At 53.8% G+C, this 2,235-nt stretch carries 2 protein-coding genes and 1 pseudogene; all 3 read left to right on the top strand.

Annotated elements, in window-relative coordinates; genetic code table 11:
* Positions 1–204, top strand: a pseudogene (locus CPT76_RS36085) (sugar ABC transporter permease); the annotation flags it as partial.
* Positions 182–1,027 (top strand): carbohydrate ABC transporter permease, encoded by an 846-nt coding sequence (locus tag CPT76_RS36080; protein WP_258169124.1) that lies wholly within the window; start codon positions 182–184, stop codon positions 1,025–1,027. The pseudogene CPT76_RS36085 and the gene CPT76_RS36080, both read left to right, overlap by 23 nt.
* A 19-nt stretch (positions 1,028–1,046) precedes the next feature.
* Positions 1,047–2,235, top strand: a 1,189-nt coding sequence (locus CPT76_RS36075) for an MGH1-like glycoside hydrolase domain-containing protein (RefSeq protein WP_105446282.1), incomplete at its 3' end; no start/stop codon positions are given.

Genomic DNA, 2,235 nt, shown 5'->3' with positions numbered 1-2,235 from the left:
AATTCGCTGCTGTTCTATGCGTATTACTTGTATCAAAACGCGTTTATGTGGTTCAAGATGGGTTACGGCTCTGCGTTGGCCTGGGTGCTGTTCGTGATCATTTTGCTGTTCACCTTGCTGGTGTTCCGCAGCAGCGCATTATGGGTGTATTACGAAAATGAAGTGGGAGGGAGGAAGCGCCGTGTCCGTAAAAAAGAAGCGTAAATCCCCCGGAGTCCGGTGGCTGGGTTACCTGGTGCTGTTGGCGGGCGCAGCGGCGTTCCTGTATCCGTTTTTGTGGATGATTTCCGCTTCGCTCCGCAATCTGGAGGAAATCGCGGTTTCCGGCATGAACATTTGGCCGCAGCACTGGCGCTGGGAAAATTACGCGAAAGCGTTGACGGCGTTCCCCTTTGGCCGCTATTTGGTCAATACGCTGATCACCACCGTTCTTCCTATCATTGGTACCGTGTTTTCCTGTTCTTTGGTCGGTTATGCTTTTGCCCGTTTAAGGGTTAAAGGAAGCGGATTTCTGTTCCTGCTTGTATTATCAACCATGCTGCTGCCTGGTGAAGTTACGATGATTCCGCAGTTCATTTTATTTAAAAAGCTCGGTATGCTGGATACCTTGTATCCGCTTATCGTGCCGGCGTTCTTCGGCTCACCGTTCTACATCTTTTTGTTCCGCCAGTTTTATTCGCGGTTACCTGTGGGTTTAGAGGAAGCGGCAGTCATTGACGGCTGCGGTTATTTCAAAATTTGGCGGACGATCTTTTTGCCGCTGTCCAAGCCGGCTCTGACGGGAGTCGGGGTCATGATGTTTATGGGCGCCTGGAACAACTTCATGGGTCCGTTGATCTATATCAACAGCGACCGTTGGAAGACGCTTACGCTGGGTCTGGCCGGCTTTCAGGGGACATATTCCACGGATACGAATCTGTTGATGGCCGCAGCCATCGTGATTACGCTGCCGTGCATTATTTTGTTCTTCAGCGCGCAAAAGGCGTTCATGGAAGGGCTGACGTTCTCCGGGTCAAAAGAGAGTTAGGGAGAAGGAGTGAAGCAGGATGAATGACGTGCATAATATCCGCACCAAAGCAGGGGCGGTGACGTTCAGGTCGGACGACGACGCGTTGAATGAAGGGTTTACTTGGGCAAAGCTTCAGGCATTGTCGTATGCCCATTTTGGCGAGGATAAGGTGGGACTGTGGTATGAGGCAGCCCTTCCGGAAAGGGAAGCGTTCTGCGTGCGGGACGTGATGCACCACAGCGCTGGTGCTGCCGTTTTGGGGCTCAGTCCCCATACGAAAAACATGATCAGACGTTTTGCGGAGAATATCGCAGAATCGCGGGATTGGTGCACTTTTTGGGAAATAACGAAAGATAATCTTCCAGCTGAGGTCGATTATGATAACGATCAGGATTTTTGGTATAACCTTCCCGCCAACTTCGACCTGATCGAAACCGCCTGGCGGCAGTTTTTGTGGACGGGCGACCGGGATTATCTCGAAGATGCGGTGCTTCGCCGTTTTTATGATTTAACCCTGACGGAGTACATAGACAAGTGGGACCGAGACGGGGACGGCATTTTAGAGTATTATCCCGAATACGGGCGCCGGGGACTGGCGACGTATAATGAAGCCGGGCAGCATCCTTTGGCGGGCGGCGATATGGTCGGCGTGCAAATTGCCGCCAACCGGGCCGCCGCACGCATGTCGGGGCTGACGGGGAACCCGCAGGCTTCCGAAACGTACGCGGCGAAAGCACACTCGCTTGAGCGGATGTATGGGAGCACATGGTGGAACGAGAACCAGCAGCGCTTTTACGGCATGATGCTGCAGGACCGCTCCTTCGCCGATCCGTACTGTGCAGAAGGCAATTTTCTCCCGCTGTACTATGGGGCTGTCACCCGCTCCGATCAGCTTCAAAAAGCGCTGCACGATTTGGACACAAACGGCGCTCCGAATGTGGAAGGTAAAACCTACCTTCCGGATATTTATTACCGGTACGGCCTTGCCCGGCAAGCATTCCGTGAACTGAAGGAATTGGTGAATCCTGCGCTCGAGCGCCGGGAATACCCGGAGGTTTCCTTCTGCGTCGTAGGTGCCGTTGCGACGGGCTTGATGGGAATCGCTGCTGACGGAGCCGACGAGATTTCCACCCTGCCGCAGCTGGATGATTCGCTTGCTTGGGCGGAAATCGGGGAACTTCCGGTCCTTGGACGTACGATCCAGGTTCGGCATGAGCGGGGAGAAG

Source organism: Paenibacillus sp. AR247 (assembly GCF_002968895.1).
GTDB lineage: Bacteria > Bacillota > Bacilli > Paenibacillales > Paenibacillaceae > Paenibacillus_AQ > Paenibacillus_AQ favisporus.
This window is presented reverse-complemented; position numbering and strand designations above follow the sequence as displayed.